The sequence below is a fragment of the Streptomyces minutiscleroticus genome, from assembly GCF_014650875.1.
Taxonomy (GTDB): domain Bacteria; phylum Actinomycetota; class Actinomycetes; order Streptomycetales; family Streptomycetaceae; genus Streptomyces; species Streptomyces minutiscleroticus.
Genome location: NZ_BMVU01000003.1, coordinates 391187 through 406105 on the forward strand (window position 1 = coordinate 391187; position 14919 = coordinate 406105).

Annotated in this window: 8 protein-coding genes; 7 read left to right on the forward strand and 1 reads right to left on the reverse strand. The window is 71.6% G+C overall.

All coding sequences use genetic code 11. From position 1 onward, the window contains the following. Positions 1–590: 590 nt before the first annotated feature. The 4 genes from kdpF to IE271_RS07000 are packed head-to-tail and all read left to right on the forward strand — an operon-like array spanning position 591 to position 5171. Positions 591–680, forward strand: coding sequence for a K(+)-transporting ATPase subunit F (gene kdpF / locus IE271_RS06985; RefSeq protein WP_133888732.1), 90 nt, complete (start codon positions 591–593; stop codon positions 678–680). A gap of 7 nt (positions 681–687) precedes the next feature. Beyond that, the gene (gene kdpA / locus IE271_RS06990; RefSeq protein ID WP_190189283.1) at positions 688–2352 is read left to right on the forward strand and encodes a potassium-transporting ATPase subunit KdpA; all 1665 of its coding nucleotides are present in this window, start codon (positions 688–690) and stop codon (positions 2350–2352) included. Next, on the forward strand, positions 2349–4478 hold the full coding sequence (gene kdpB / locus IE271_RS06995) for a potassium-transporting ATPase subunit KdpB (protein WP_190189284.1): 2130 nt from the start codon (positions 2349–2351) through the stop codon (positions 4476–4478). Before kdpA ends, kdpB begins: the two co-directional genes overlap by 4 nt. 24 nt (positions 4479–4502) lie before the next feature. Beyond that, positions 4503–5171 carry a potassium-transporting ATPase subunit C gene (locus IE271_RS07000; protein ID WP_190189285.1) on the forward strand — a complete coding sequence of 223 codons (669 nt, stop codon included), beginning with the start codon at positions 4503–4505 and terminating at the stop codon, positions 5169–5171. A 94-nt stretch (positions 5172–5265) separates the two neighbouring features. Here the strand turns inward: IE271_RS07000 and IE271_RS07005 are convergent, their stop codons facing one another. Then, positions 5266–7005 carry a SpoIIE family protein phosphatase gene (locus IE271_RS07005; protein ID WP_190189286.1) on the reverse strand — a complete coding sequence of 580 codons (1740 nt, stop codon included), beginning with the start codon at positions 7003–7005 and terminating at the stop codon, positions 5266–5268. Between the two features lie 717 nt (positions 7006–7722). Between IE271_RS07005 and rph the strand changes: the two genes are divergently transcribed. The 3 genes from rph to IE271_RS07020 all read left to right on the forward strand — a co-directional run bounded on the left by rph (position 7723) and on the right by IE271_RS07020 (position 14629). Continuing rightward, positions 7723–10317, forward strand: a complete 2595-nt coding sequence (gene rph, locus IE271_RS07010; protein ID WP_190189287.1) for a rifamycin-inactivating phosphotransferase — start codon at positions 7723–7725, stop codon at positions 10315–10317. Positions 10318–11255: 938 nt separating this feature from the next. Next, the gene (locus IE271_RS07015) at positions 11256–13355 is read left to right on the forward strand and encodes a bifunctional polysaccharide deacetylase/glycosyltransferase family 2 protein (protein ID WP_190189288.1); all 2100 of its coding nucleotides are present in this window, start codon (positions 11256–11258) and stop codon (positions 13353–13355) included. Then, positions 13355–14629 (forward strand): LCP family protein, encoded by a 1275-nt coding sequence (locus IE271_RS07020; RefSeq protein ID WP_229919173.1) that lies wholly within the window; start codon positions 13355–13357, stop codon positions 14627–14629. Before IE271_RS07015 ends, IE271_RS07020 begins: the two co-directional genes overlap by 1 nt. Positions 14630–14919: the final 290 nt, after the last annotated feature.

Genomic DNA, 14919 nt, shown 5'->3' on the forward strand with positions numbered 1-14919 from the left:
GCCGGGGCGGCGCCCTGGGCGAATGCCCGGAGTCACCGCCGTCGCGCCTCGGCAGACAACGTCCCGGACTCCCGGCCGCGCGGGACCGGGACGGCCGCGCGGGACCGGGACGGCCGTCCGGCGTCGCCTCCGCCGTGCCGCGTGGGCGACGACGTCCGTGCTCCGCCGGTTCCCGCTCCGCCCGGCCCGTCGGCACGGGCTCGCACACCGGCCGCGGGGGAAGCGGCGCGCTCCCGAGCCGCGGCCCTGAACCAGACCCCTGAACCAGACCCCTGAACCAGGCCCCTGAACCAGGCCCCTGAACCAGGCCCCTGAACCAGGCCCCTGAACCAGGCCCCTGAACCAGGACGCCGGACCACACCCTCGAGCCGCGCGCCCTCAGCCGTAAGAGAGGCGTCAAAAACGCTCGGATCGCCGTAAGGGAGCCATCAACGAAGGGCCGGACCCGGCCGCGGAGGCGCTTTCCTCTTCTTGTCAGATTCTTCGTCCGTACCTCACTAGGAGCTCGCGATGGCCGACGTGGCCTTCGTCGTCACCACGATCGCGGTGTTCGCGCTCGTGGCTCTCGTCGCCAAGGGGGTGACCAGGCTGTGACCGCCGAGAACATCGTCGGCCTGGTCGTGGCCGTCGCCCTGCTGGGCTACCTCGTCCTCGCCCTGATCCACCCGGAGAGGTTCTGAGCCCGGCATGAGCCCCGTCCTCGCCGGCGTGCTCCAGCTGCTCGCGCTCATGGCCGCGCTGGCGCTCGCCTACGTTCCCCTTGGTACCTACATGGCCAAGGTCTACTCCTCCGACAAGCACTGGCGGATCGAGAAGTGGATCTACAAGGGCATCGGTGCCAACCCCGACGCGCAGATGCGCTGGCCCGCCTATCTGCGCGGCGTACTGGCCTTCTCCGCCGTCGGCGTCCTCTTCCTCTACCTGCTCCAGCGCCTCCAGGGCGTGCTGCCCGGCTCGCTGGGCTTCGCCGCCATCGACCCCGACCAGGCGTTCAACACCGCCGTGTCGTTCGTGACCAACACCAACTGGCAGTCGTACTACGGCGAGCAGGCCATGGGTCACGTCGTGCAGACGGCCGGGCTGGCCGTGCAGAACTTCGTCTCCGCGGCGGTCGGCATCGCGGTCGCGGTGGCCCTGGTGCGCGGGTTCGCCCGGTCGCGCACCGGTGAGCTGGGCAACTTCTGGGCCGACCTGGTGCGCGGCACCGTCCGCGTCCTGGTGCCGCTGGCGGCGGTCGCCGCGGTGGTCCTGGTGGCCTGCGGCGCGATCCAGAACTTCTCCGGCATCCATGAGGTCGGCCGGTTCATGGGCGGCTCGCAGGAGTGGAACGGCGGGGCGGTCGCCTCGCAGGAGGCGATCAAGGAGCTGGGCACCAACGGAGGCGGCTACTTCAACGCCAACTCCGCCCACCCCTTCGAGAACCCCACCCCGTTCACCAACCTCTTCGAGATCTTCCTGATCCTGCTGATCCCCTTCGCGCTGACCCGCACCTTCGGGATCATGGTCGGCTCGGTCAGGCAGGGTTACGCGATCCTCGGCACGATGGCCGCCGTCTGGCTGGGCTTCACCGCCCTGATGATGTGGACCGAGTTCGCCCACCACGGCCCGGCACTGCAGGCGGCCGGCGGGGCGCTGGAGGGCAAGGAGGTCCGCTTCGGCGTCGGCGGCTCCTCGATCTTCGCGGTCGCCACCACGCTCACCTCCACCGGTGCGGTGGACTCCTTCCACTCCTCCTTCACCGGTCTGGGCGGCGGCGTCACGATGCTCGGCATGATGCTGGGCGAGATCGCGCCCGGCGGTGTGGGCTCCGGCCTGTACGGCATGCTGGTCATGGCGGTCGTCGCGGTGTTCATCGCCGGTCTGATGGTCGGCCGCACCCCCGAGTACCTGGGCAAGAAGATCGGCACCCGCGAGATCAAGTTCGCGGCCCTGTACATCCTGGTCACGCCGGCGCTGGTGCTGACCTTCACCGCCGCGGCGATGGCGCTGCCCACCCCGGGCGACTCGATGACCAACGGCGGGGCGCACGGCTTCTCCGAGATCCTCTACGCCTACACCTCCGCCTCGAACAACAACGGCTCGGCCTTCGCCGGCCTGAACGCCGACACCCAGTGGTTCAACACCACGCTCGGCCTGGCCATGCTGCTGGGGCGCTTCCTGTCGATGGTGTTCGTGCTGGCGCTGGCGGGCTCGCTGGCGCAGCAGAGGCCGGTGCCGGTCACCGCGGGCACCCTGCGCACCGAGAAGCCGCTGTTCACCGGTCTGCTGGTGGGCGCCGTCCTGATCGTCACCGGTCTGACCTACTTCCCGGCGCTCGCGCTGGGCCCGCTCGCCGAGGGGCTGGCGGCATGACCACCGACACGCACAAGTACGAGGACTCGATGTCCACAACCACTCCGACCCGGGCGCCGCACAGCGACGCACCCACCGGGCACACATCCGACCGGGGTCGTGCCGGCGCGGGCCTCTTCGACCCCGGGCAGCTGGTCACGTCGCTCCCCGACGCCTTGCGCAAGCTCGACCCGCGGGTGATGGTCAAGTCGCCCGTGATGTTCGTCGTCCTGGTCGGGTCCGTCCTGACCACGGTCTTCTCCTTCACCGACCCCGGCGACCCGTTCGGCTGGGCCATCAGCGCCTGGCTCTGGCTCACCGTGGTCTTCGCCAACCTGGCGGAGGCGGTCGCCGAGGGCCGCGGCAAGGCGCAGGCCGACACGCTGCGCAGGGCCAAGACCGACACCGTCGCCCGCCGTCTGGTGGGCGAGCGCGAGGAGCAGGTGCCCGGCACCGAGTTGAGGATCGGTGACCTGGTGGTCTGCGAGGCAGGTGACACCATTCCCGGCGACGGTGACGTCGTCGAGGGCGTGGCCTCCGTCGACGAGTCGGCGATCACCGGCGAGTCGGCGCCGGTCATCCGCGAGTCCGGCGGCGACCGGTCCGCGGTCACCGGTGGCACCAGGGTCCTGTCCGACCGCGTCGTCATCAAGATCACGACGAAACCCGGCGAGACGTTCATCGACCGGATGATCAATCTGGTGGAGGGCGCCGCGCGGCAGAAGACGCCCAACGAGATCGCGCTGAACATCCTGCTCGCCTCGCTGACGATCGTCTTCCTGCTGGCCTGCGCCACGCTCCCGCCGTTCGCCGACTACGCGGGCACCCGTCTGACCATGGTGGTGCTGGTGGCGCTGCTGGTCTGCCTGATCCCCACCACCATCGGCGCCCTGCTCTCCGCGATCGGCATCGCCGGCATGGACCGTCTGGTCCAGCGCAACGTGCTGGCCATGTCGGGCCGCGCCGTCGAGGCCGCCGGCGACGTCTCCACGCTGCTGCTGGACAAGACCGGCACGATCACCCTCGGCAACCGGCGGGCGGCCGGGTTCGTACCGGTGCGCGGCACCACCGAGGCCGAGGTCGCCGACGCCGCCCAGCTCTCCTCGCTGGCCGACGAGACGCCCGAGGGCCGCTCCGTCGTCGTGCTGGCCAAGGAGCGGTACGGGCTGCGCGAGCGCCACCAGGGCGAACTGGTCGGCGCCGAGTGGGTCCCCTTCACCGCCCAGACCCGTATGTCGGGTGTGGACGTCGACGGCCGCAGGGTGCGCAAGGGCGCGGCGGGGTCGGTCGTCGCCTGGGTGAAGGAGCGCGGCGGTGAGGCGGCCGAGGACGCGGACGCCGCCGTCGGCCGCATCTCCGAGGCGGGCGGTACCCCGCTGCTGGTGGCCGTCGAGGACGAGCGCGGCGCCCGCGTCCTGGGCGTCATCCACCTCAAGGACGTGGTCAAGGAGGGCATGCGGGAGCGGTTCGCGGAACTGCGCCGCATGGGCATCAGGACCGTCATGATCACCGGTGACAACCCGCTGACCGCCAAGGCGATCGCCGACGAGGCGGGTGTGGACGACTTCCTCGCCGAGGCCACCCCCGAGGACAAGATGGCGCTGATCAAACGGGAGCAGGCGGGCGGCAGGCTGGTCGCGATGACCGGTGACGGCACCAACGACGCCCCGGCGCTGGCGCAGGCGGACGTCGGTGTGGCGATGAACACCGGCACGTCGGCCGCCAAGGAGGCCGGCAACATGGTCGACCTCGACTCCGACCCCACCAAGCTCATCGAGATCGTCGAGATCGGCAAGCAGTTGCTGATCACACGCGGGGCGCTGACCACGTTCTCCATCGCCAACGACGTGGCGAAGTACTTCGCGATCATCCCGGCGCTGTTCGCGGCCGTGTACCCCGGCCTGGACAAGCTCAACATCATGCACCTGTCCTCGCCGAACTCCGCGATCCTGTCCGCGGTGATCTTCAACGCGCTGATCATCGTCGCGCTCGTGCCGCTCGCCCTGAAGGGCGTGCGGTACCGGCCGGTCAGCGCCGACCGGATGCTCAGGCGCAACCTCGCCGTCTACGGACTGGGCGGCCTGATCGCCCCGTTCATCGGCATCAAGGTCATCGACCTGCTCATCTCCCTCGTCCCCGGACTGTGATCCCCGGAAAGCGTGCTGATCCCCATGAACAACTCCGTGACCGGCACCGCCCGGCTGCTCGGGGCGGGCCTGCGCGCCCTGCTCGTGCTGACCCTGGTGTGCGGCGTCGTCTACCCGCTGGTCGTCACCGGCATCGCCCAGGGACTGTTCCCCGGCAGGGCGAACGGCTCCGAGATCGAGGCGGACGGCGAGGTCGTCGGCTCCTCCCTGATCGGGCAGTCCTACACCCTGCCGCTGAAAGAGGGTCAGAAGACCCCGGAACCGGACCTGAAGTGGTTCCAGGGACGCCCGGCGAACGGCCTCGGCACCAACAGCGTCAACACGCAGTACCGGCTCGTCCTGTCCGGGGCCACCAACCGCTCCGCCGACGACGAAGAGCTGATCCAGTGGGTGAAGGACGCCAAGGCGGCCGTCATCAGGGACAACTCCGTGGGCGGTTATACCGTCGAGCCCTCCGAGGTGCCCGCCGACGCGGTCACCTCCTCCGGCTCCGGCCTCGACCCGGACATCTCCCCGCAGTACGCGCACCTCCAGGTCCACCGGGTCGCCCAGAGGAACGGCCTGCCCGTCGAGCAGGTCGAGCAGCTCGTCGACGCGCACACCGAGAGCCGTACGCTCGGCTTCATCGGCGAACCCCGGGTGAACGTGCTCGAACTGAACATCGCGCTCAAGGACCTCACGGCGAAGCGGTGACGGCCCTGCGCGGCCCGTGCGGGAGCCGGCGGGTCCGGGGACACCCCGGGCCCGCCGGCTCCCGCCGCCGTGGAGCCGGGTCCCCGGCCGCGTCCTACGGGCCCTCGGTGCGGGGGCCCTCTGAGAGCGAGGGGGTGCGCAGGGCGAGCAGGGCGATGTCGTCGTCGTTGTCCGGGGGGCGGACCTGTTCCAGCAGCAGGTCGCAGAAGGAGCCCAGGGGACGGTGGGCGAGGGCGGCGGCGTGCCGGCGCAGCCGGTCCAGCCCGTGGTCGATGGAGTGGTGAGGAGCCTCGATCAGGCCGTCGGTGTAGAGCAGGAGGGTGGACCGGGGCGGCAGCACGGTGACGGCGTCGGAGCGGGGCAGGGCGACTCCGGTTCCGAGCAGGAGGCCGTGGGCGTCGGTGAGGTAGCGGGCCCGGCCGTCGTGGGTGACGAGCAGCGGGGGCGGGTGACCGGCGTTCGTCCAGTGCAGGTGCCACAGCCCGTCGTCGCCGAGAAACAGTTTGGCCATGACCATGGTCGCCATGGGGACCTCGGCCACGTGCCGGATGGCCTCGTCGAGCTGGGTGACGACGGCGCCGGGGGCGGCCTTCGGCCGGGACCAGGCGAAGGCGCGCAGCATGTTGCGGACCTGGGCCATGCCGGCCGCGGCGTCGAGGTCGTGTCCGACGACGTCGCCGATGACCAGTGAGTGGACGCCCGCGGCCAGGGCGAAGGCGTCGTACCAGTCGCCGCCGACGAAGGAGGCGTGCGGAGCGGGCACGTAACGTGCCGTCATCTCCACTCCGGGCACCATGGGCAGCTGGGGCAGCAGGTGGCGCTGCATGGTCTCGGCGACCTTGCGCTGGCGCTGGTACAGGCGGGCGTTGTCCAGCGCCAGCCCGGTTCTGCGGGTGAGGTCCTCCAGCAGGGGCAGGTCGGCGGCGGTGAAGGCGTCGGGACGTTGCGAGCGGCCCAGGGTCAGGGCGCCGAGCACGTCGCGCAGTCCCCGGATGGGCGCGATGGCGGCGGAGTGCATGCCCGTCTCGGTGAACAGGCGGCGCTGCTCGACCGCGATGCCCGAGTCGGGCTCACCCTGGTAGGTGGCAGGACCGGCAAGAGAGGAAGCAGCACCGCGCAGCGCCCGCGACAGAGGCATCGGCGACTCCGCCGGCACGGGGGGCATGGGGCCCTGCAAGTGCTCCCGTTCGATCAGGACGCCCTCCTTGTGTTCCACCACCAGGGCGCGTCGCACCTCGTCGCGTTCGGTGAGCAGGTCGATCACCGCCCAGTCCGCGAGCCGGGGCACGGTCAGGGCCGCCAGCCGGTGCAGGGCCTCGTCCACGTCCAGGGTGGAGGTGAGCCGGGTGGTCGTCTCGGCCAGCAGGGCCAGACGGTCCAGCTCCGTCAGCGGTGTCGAGGCGCCGGCGCCGCCCGGATGTGCCTCGTGCCGCTGCGGCTCGTACAGCAGGACGAGCGCACCCGTCGCTCCCGGCTCGAGCGCATAGGGCGTGACCAGCCAGGACAGCCGTAGCACGGTGCCGTCCCCGTGGGAGAACCACTCCTTGTCGCCGTGCCCGGTGCTCCCGGCGAGGAGTGTCTGCCTCATCCGGCAGCGCGTGCGGGGCACGACATGGCCGTGGCCGTCCCGGTGCAGCAGGTCGTGGGCGTCCTGCCCGACGAGTTCCGCGAGGCTCCTGCCCAGCATGCTCCGGGCCGCCCCGTTGGCCGCGACGATCAGGCCGTCGTCGTCCACGACGAGGGCAGCCGCCTGCACGTCCTCCAGCGTCGTGTCGGGCAGGGCGCGGTGCCCGGACCCGGGAGAACCACCCGTGCCGGCGTCGGCGGCGTCCATGTCCCTCCTCGTGGGATGGATGCAGGCCCCTCCCGGTTTCCGGGAGACATGCCTACGTGCAGTAGGTGAGCGTTGCGCGCGTAAAGCGTCCACTAGGCATCTTCGAGCCGGACGGAGGCGTTCCGCAACGGTACAAGGTCGTCTGCAAGCCGCTGCCGACCTCGGTGTTCCAGGGGCTGCGCCGTGGCCTCGGCCCGGCCGCTGCGCCGTATGGAGCACAGCGTGCAGGTATCCGCCCGGAGCGCCGCGAACGCGACGGGGACGCCGTCACCCGGTGGCGGTCCATCGCGCTGCCGCCTGACGTGGAACCGGCCGATCCGAGCGGACGACAAAAAACAAAGGCGAGGAGGCCTCTCCTCGCCATGCTCAATTTATAGCGCACCGGGGGGCTTGCGGCAAGCCCCGGGTCCGGGCGCAGAATCGTCGGCCGAGCCCACAACCTGCGGAAACGGGAGCAGCACGGGTGGGTCGTAGCCGACGTACAGGGGCGCGGCGACGTTGGACCGGTGGGGGAGGAACAGTGTGGTCACGGCTGCTCGGGGCGAAGGCGCGGGTGTGCGCGCCGCCCGGCAGGGCGCAGTGGTCGGCCGGCTCGTCGGCCGGAAGGCCGCCGGAGACGAGGACATGCCCGTCACGGGGTTCCACAGAGCTGGAGAGGCCCGTGCATCGATCGACCAGTGCAGTACGACGGAGCACGACCGCCGCGGAGGTGTCGCAATGACCGAGCAGTACGTATGGGATCTTCAGGAGATCGACGACGGGCAGGTCGGGGCTGTCGGCGGCAAGGGCGCGAACCTGGGCCGGCTGTCGCGGATCGCGGGAGTGCGCGTGCCGGCCGGCTTCTGCGTGACGACGGACGCCTTCCGGCGGATCATGGGGGAAGCGTCGATCGACGACCGGCTCGACGAGCTGTCGCGCCTGGACCCGGACGACCGGGAGGCGATCCGCAGACTCAGCGCGGAGATCCGCAGGACCGTCGAGGACATCGCCGTCCCGGGCGACCTCGCGGCGGAGATCACGCGCGCACTCGTCCGCAACGGCGAGCAGGCCGCCTACGCCGTCCGGTCCAGCGCGACGGCGGAGGACCTGCCGACGGCCTCCTTCGCGGGCCAGCAGGACACGTACCTGAACGTCGTGGGCACGACGGCGGTCCTCCGGCACGTCAGCCGGTGCTGGGCCTCGCTGTTCACCGAGCGGGCCGTGACCTACCGCCGGCGCAACGGCATCGACCACCGTACGGTCCACATGGCCGTGGTCGTGCAGCAGATGGTCTTCCCCCGCGCCTCCGGCATCCTGTTCACCGCCGACCCCGTCACGGGCAACCGCAAGGTCGCCACCGTGGACGCCGGCTTCGGCCTCGGCGAGGCACTGGTCTCCGGCCTGGTGAACCCGGACGTCTTCAAGGTGCGGGACGGCGAGGTCGTCGCCAGGACGATCGCCGCCAAACAGCGTGCCGTTCACGCCGTGCCGGGCGGCGGTACGCGGGAAGTGGCACTCGACGCGCGGCGGCGGGAGCAGCCGGCGCTGACGGATGCGCAGGCCGTGCGGCTCGTGCGGCTCGGGCGGCGGATCGAAGCGCACTTCGGCGGCCCGCAGGACATCGAATGGTGCCTGGTCGACGAGGACTTCCAGATCGTTCAGAGCCGACCGGTCACGACGCTGTTCCCCGTCCCCGAGACGGACGACCGGGAGAACCACGTCTACGTCTCCGTCGGCCATCAGCAGATGATGACCGACCCCATGAAGCCCCTGGGGCTGTCCATGTGGCAGCTGACGGCCATGGTGCCGATGCACGAGGCCGGCGGGAGGCTGTTCGTCGACGTCACGCGGCGCCTGGCCGCACCCGCGAGCCGCGCCGGCCTCCTGGACGTCGTGGGCAGAGGCGATCCGCTGATCAGGGACGCGCTGGAGACCGTCCTGGACCAGGACGGTTTCGTCCCGTCGCTCCCGGACGAGGGCCCCGTCGCCCCGCCGGCCGGCGGCGCGTCCGCCCCGGTCGAGACCGATCCGGCCGTCGTCACCGAGCTGATCGAGCGGAGCCGGGCGTCCGTCGCCGCCCTGGAGGGCGACATCCGGACGAAGAGCGGGCCGGAGCTGTTCGACTTCCTGCTGGAGGCCTTCGAGGAGCACAAGCGAGTCCTCGGCGATCCGCTGAGCCTTCAGGTGATCATGGCGGGGATGGAGGCCACCTGGTGGCTCAACGACAGACTGCACGAGTGGCTGGGCGAGAAGAACGCGGCCGACACGCTCACACTGTCCGCCCCGGGCAACGTCACCTCCGAGATGGGACTGGCACTGCTCGACGTAGCGGACGTGATCCGGCCGTATCCGGAGGTGGTGGCATTCCTGGAGGGCGTCGGGGACGACGGCTTCCTGGACGAGCTGGTGAAACTCCCGGGCGGGACCGAGGCACGCGACGCCATCGAGGGCTACCTGGACCGGTACGGCATGCGCTGCGTCGGCGAGATCGACATCACCAGGCCGCGGTGGCGCGAGCGCCCCGCCACGCTCGTACCCGCGATCCTGGACAACGTCAGGAACTTCGAGCCGGGTGCCGCCGAGCGGCGCTTCGAGCACGGGCGCCGGCAGGCGCGGAAGAAGGAGCAGGACGTGCTGTCGCGCCTGCGGGCCCTGCCGGACGGGGAGAAGAAGGCCGACGAGGCCAAACGGATGATCGACCGGGTGCGGACCTTCATCGGGTACCGGGAGTACCCGAAGTACGGCATCGTCAGCCGCTACTTCGTCTACAAGCAGGCCCTGCTGAAGGAGGCCGAGCGCCTCGTGCGGACCCGTGTGCTCGCCGAGCAGGAGGACGCCTTCTACCTCACGTTCCAGGAACTGCACGACGCCGTGCGCTCGAACCGGGTGGACGACCGGCTCGTCCGGCAGCGCAAGGACGCGTTCCGGTCGTACCGGGCGCTCACGCCTCCGCGGGTGCTGACATCGGACGGCGAGTGTGTCAACGGGGCGTACCGGCGCGACGACGTGCCGGCCGGTGCCCTGCTCGGCCTGCCGGTCTCCGCCGGGACCGTGGAGGGCAGGGCCCGCGTCGTCCTCGACATCGCCGAGGCCGATCTCGAGGCGGGGGACATCCTGGTCACGACCTACACGGACCCCAGCTGGTCGCCTCTGTTCGTCGGCGTCGCGGGCCTGGTGACGGAGGTGGGCGGCCTGATGACCCACGGCGCGGTGATCGCCCGGGAGTACGGCCTGCCCGCCGTGGTGGGTGTGGAGCGGGCCGCCCGGTCGATCCGCGACGGACAGCGGATCCGCGTCCACGGAACCGACGGGTACGTCGAGATCCTCTCCTGACCGTCCGCGCCCGGAGGCCCCACCGGGAACACCGTGCGTGTACGTCTCTCCCACCATGGCGAACAGGGCCCGGCCGATGCCGGTCCCACCGGACATCGGTGCAGCGGTTGTCCGGTGGGGCGGGATGCGCCGATGCCGCGGCGCAGCCGGCAACGTGACGGCAGGCGCTGTGCACGACTCATCGGGCTGAGCGAAGGAGCCGATGTGAGCACAAGCCCGGACGGCTAAGAGATGCCGGGCAACGACGACGAGGCCGGGCGCGCGGTGGCTGCCACGGGCCTGTGGGGTGCGTTTGGCGCGTGCTCCCGGCTCCCGGCACCGTACACGGGCCGGTTGGCCGGAAAACATCGGCAGGAAGGGGGCGGGAACCGAAGGGCGAATGCGGGGGAGAGGGAGACATGGACACACTTCCCCGTACCTGGCCTGTCCAGCGCACGAGTGGGGCCAAGTGTCACACCTCCCGAGGCGCGGCGGCGCTCAATCCGTTTCGGACACCCAGGGCATCGGCTGTGGTTACACTCGCCGTCCATGCAAGAGGTCGGCCGGAAGACGAACCGGCAGGAAACGCTCTGCCCTTCATCGGGCCTCGGTGTCGTTGACCAGCAGGTGAGGGCAGCCCGGCGTACGGCCGGGTGCACCGTCCGCACCGCCGGGCCGAGACCCTCCGCCGAGGCGGACGCTTTCGAGGATGCCCCCGGCGGCAGACCTGCACGCGACCGCGGGCGCATACCGGGGACGTGCCGGACGGGACCAGGCCGGCGAGGCCGGACCGACTGCTGCGTCCGGACGCCGGCGCTGTCCGCCGCCATGGCGGCTCCGCCGGTCGGCGCCCGTCCCGCACCCGCTCACAGCGGGCCGGCAGCGGTCGCCTTCGCCACCGTCCTCCGTCGTACAGGCCGCGATGCGGCTGTGCCCGACGCCCGTCCGGGGATGGTGGTGTGAGCCGCGCGGCGCGACGGCGGCACGCCCGCTCCCGCGATCCCCGCGGGCACTGGCGACTGCTGGCCCTGACCCTGCCCCTGATCTTCGCCGCCCTGCTCTTCGAGGGCTGGACCACCCACGAGGTGGACTCCGCCAAGACGCGGCGCCCGTGCACCAGACCCGTGCCCAGGGCGGTGGACGAGAGCGGCCCCGTCCTGCGTCGGCTCAGCGGGGGGAAGGTGTCCTCCGCCGCGGCGCCCGCACGGACCGTCGCCCTCACCTATGACGGCGGCCCCGACCCCCAGTGGACCCCCCGTCTGCTGGACCTGCTCCGCGAGCACCACGCGCACGCCACCTTCTTCGTCTTCGGTGCCCGGGCGGCACGCCATCCGGACCTGGTCCGGCGCATCCTCGACGAGGGCCACGAGATCGGCTCGAACACGTACACCGGAGCCGACCTCGGCTCCTCGTCGCGCGTCCGCTTCGAGATGGAACTGGCCCTCACCCGGAAGACCCTCGCGGGTTCGGCCGGCATCCGCACCGACCTGCTGCGGATGCCGCTGACCGGTCAGGTGGACACGTTGTGCGGCGCCGAGGGGCAGGCGGCCCGGCGGGCCGCCGCGAAGGGCTACGTCCTGGTCGCCGCCGACCGGCCGGACCGTCCTGCGGCACATGGCCTGATCCGGCAGTTCAGCCAGACGGAACTGGCGTACCAGGAGACGGAGAAGCTGCTCGGCGACCCCCGCGCCGACCGGTTCACCACCGTGACGGACGCGGTCGGCATGCCGCCCGCCGACGCCCGGGCCGCCACCGCCGAACGGTGGCAGGGCAGGGCTCTGAACTGGGCGGTGACAGCCGGGAACACGTTCACCCACGTCATGACATGGGTGCTGGTCGCGGCGGGAACGCTCGGCCTGCTGCGGCTGCTGATGCTGGCCTTCTTCGCCCGCGCCCATGTCCGGCGCCTCACACGCCTCCGCCCCGGCGCGCCCTGGCTGCGGGAGGTCGGCGCGCCCGTGTCGGTGCTCGTGCCCGCCTACAACGAGGAGGCCGGCATCGAGTCCACCGTCCGTTCGCTGCTCGCCTCCGTACACCCGCACTTCGAGATCATCGTGATCGACGACGGCTCGACGGACCGGACGGCGGACCTCGCCGGCCGGATCGACGACCCCCGGGTGCGGGTGATCCGGCAGCCCAACGCGGGCAAGGCGGCCGCGCTCAACACCGGTCTGGCGAACGCCTCGTACGAGATCGTGGTGATGGTCGACGCCGACACCGTGTTCGAGGACGACGCCCTGTACCGGCTCGTCCAGCCGCTCGCGCATCCCGCCGTCGGTGCCGTCAGCGGAAACACCAAGGTCGGCAATCGGCGCGGGCTGCTCGGCAGATGGCAGCACCTGGAGTACGTCTTCGGCTTCAACCTCGACCGGCGCATGTTCGAGGTGCTGGAGTGCATGCCGACGGTTCCGGGAGCCATCGGCGCCTTCCGCCGGGACGCGCTCATGGGCGTCGGCGGGGTCAGTGAGGACACCCTCGCCGAGGACACCGACCTCACGATGGCCATGTGGCGGGCCGGCTGGCGGGTGGTCTACGAGGAGTCGGCCGTCGCCTGGACGGAAGTGCCCACCTCGCTGCGCCAGTTGTGGCGACAGCGCTACCGCTGGTGCTACGGCACCCTCCAGGCGATGTGGAAGCACCGCGGGGCCGTCGCCGAAGTGGGCCCGGCCGGACGCTTCGCCCGCCGGGGCCTGACCTATCTGGCCGTCTTCCAGGTGGTCCTGCCGCTGCTGGCGCCGGTCGTCGACCTCTTCGCGGTGTACGGGACGCTGTTCGCCGACCCCGTGCGGTCCACCGGCGTGTGGCTCGGCTTCCTCACCGTCCAGCTGCTCTGCGCCGGCTACGCGCTGAGACTCGACGGCGAGCGCCTGCGGACCCTGTGGTCGCTGCCGCTGCAGCTCTTCGTCTACCGGCAGCTGATGTATCTGGTCGTCATCCAGTCCGTGGTCGCCCTCCTGCTCGGCACCCGGCTGAGGTGGCACCGCATGCAGCGGGCCGGCACCGCCGCCGGCGAGCAGCTCAGGCAACCGGTCACCGCACGACAACTGCCATCGAGGTGATGAGCGTGGTCCATCCCATGGACGAAGGGCCGGACAGCCGGCCCGGCACCGGCCGGCAGGACGGGAGCGGGCAGACACAGGGGCCCCGGGTGGTCACGGGGCAGGCGGGGCACCGCGGCACCTCCCCGCTGCGGGCACCGGCCGTCCCGTACGACGGTTCCGCCGACGGGCCGCACGGAGACGGCAACGGTGCCGGTGAACACACCCGGCACCGAAGCGGCGGCGAACGACCCCGGCGCCACGGCGGCGGCTTCGGCTCCACTGCTGGACCCCGCCGGGTGCGCCCCGGCCGGTCCCGCCGGATCGCACGCCTGCTGGGCGTCCTGCTCTGCGCACCGGCCGTCACCGGCGTGGGCACCTACGCCTGGGCCGACTTCAGGATCGACAGGTCCGTCGACCTGGGCGGGGCCGCGGACCGCCCGCCGCGGGGGAAGGGAACGACGTACCTCGTCGTGGGCTCCGACGGCCGGGACGGCCTGTCGGAGCGGGCCAGGAAGGAGCTGCACACCGGCACGGCCGGAGGCAGCCGCACCGACTCGATGATGCTCCTGCACACCGGCGCCCACGGCACCACGTTGGTGAGTCTGCCGCGCGACTCCTGGGTCACCCTCCCGTCGTACGTCGATCCGGACACCGGCAAGCACCACCGGGCGGTGAGGAACAAGCTGAACGCGGCCTACTCCCTGGGCGGGGCCCGACTGCTCGTCCGGACCGTCGAGCTGAACACGGGCCTACGCGTCGACCATTACGCGGAGATCGGCTTCGCGGGGTTCGTCGGCGTCGTGGACGCGGTCGGCGGCGTGGACATGTGCCTGGACCGGGACATCAAGGACCCGAAGTCGGGGACCGACCTGGAGAAGGGCTGCCACACCCTCGACGGAGCCCAGGCGCTGGCGTTCGTCCGCCAGCGGCACCAGGAGGCGGACGGCGACCTCGGGCGCTCCAGGAACCAGCGGAGGTTCCTCTCCGCCCTCGCCCGCGAGACCGCACGGCCGGGCACCGTGCTCGACCCGTCCCGGGTGTACCCCGCACTGAACGCGGCGCTGGACACCCTCGTCGTGGACGGGAACATGGACCTGCCGACTCTGGTGTCGCTGTTCCAGGCGATGAGGAGGGTCTCGGACGGCAACGGCAAGCAGCTCAACGTTCCCGTGGGCGACCGCGGCCTCCGCACGTCCAAGGGCAGCGCCCTGCAATGGGAGAGGGCGAAGGCGGAGAGACTCTTCACCGAGCTGCGGAACGACCGGCCGGTGAGCATCGAGGGGGAGGACTGAGGAGGCGGACACGGAGGTCACGACCGGCTGTTGTGCGCTGTGCGGCTCCCGTGGTGCTCCGCGATCGTCGTGCGCGAGGCCCGGGGTGCGGGGTCCGCGGGGTGCCGTAGCGCCCGGCCGTCGTGCGGACCGGCCGCTCCACGTCCCCTGAACGCCTGACGTCGGCGACGCCGGAGCCGGCGGTGCCACCGTCTTCGCCCACGAGGCGCACGACCTTCTCGACGGGTACCGGCCGGCCCTCGGCAGCGGCGTCGGGGTGCCTGCCCGGTCGAGGGCCCCGGCGCCGGTCC

Coding starts and splice junctions, on each gene's coding strand:
- kdpA (WP_190189283.1), top strand. CDS start 688: ATGAGCCCCGTCCTCGCCGGCGTGCTCCAGCTGCTCGCGCTCATGGCC.
- kdpB (WP_190189284.1), top strand. CDS start 2,349: ATGACCACCGACACGCACAAGTACGAGGACTCGATGTCCACAACCACT.
- IE271_RS07000 (WP_190189285.1), top strand. CDS start 4,503: ATGAACAACTCCGTGACCGGCACCGCCCGGCTGCTCGGGGCGGGCCTG.
- IE271_RS07005 (WP_190189286.1), bottom strand. CDS start 7,005: ATGGACGCCGCCGACGCCGGCACGGGTGGTTCTCCCGGGTCCGGGCAC.
- rph (WP_190189287.1), top strand. CDS start 7,723: ATGACCGAGCAGTACGTATGGGATCTTCAGGAGATCGACGACGGGCAG.
- IE271_RS07020 (WP_229919173.1), top strand. CDS start 13,355: ATGAGCGTGGTCCATCCCATGGACGAAGGGCCGGACAGCCGGCCCGGC.